At 40.0% G+C, this 205-nt stretch carries 1 protein-coding gene; it reads right to left on the reverse strand.

The genetic code is table 11. From position 1 onward, the window contains the following. Positions 1-17 precede the first annotated feature (17 nt). On the reverse strand, positions 18-205 hold a 188-nt coding region (locus A6E04_RS21525), incomplete at its 5' end, for a GNAT family N-acetyltransferase (protein ID WP_244886304.1).

The raw sequence follows: 205 nt of genomic DNA on the forward strand, positions 1-205 counted from the left end.
TCGTGTTGATGCAATTGTTAGCTGCGCCTTTCCAGTTTGAATAACAAACTAGCTTTTACGGCTAACCACTCACTATTAATTACCGAAAATACAACGGTATCTCGATAGCTACCATCTGCCATTTGTTGATGATTTCTAATTACACCGTCTTGCTTTGCACCCAAACGAGCTATTGCATTACGTGAAGCATGATTATGCCAATGAG

The organism is Aliivibrio logei, from assembly GCF_001691055.1.
GTDB lineage: Bacteria > Pseudomonadota > Gammaproteobacteria > Enterobacterales > Vibrionaceae > Aliivibrio > Aliivibrio salmonicida.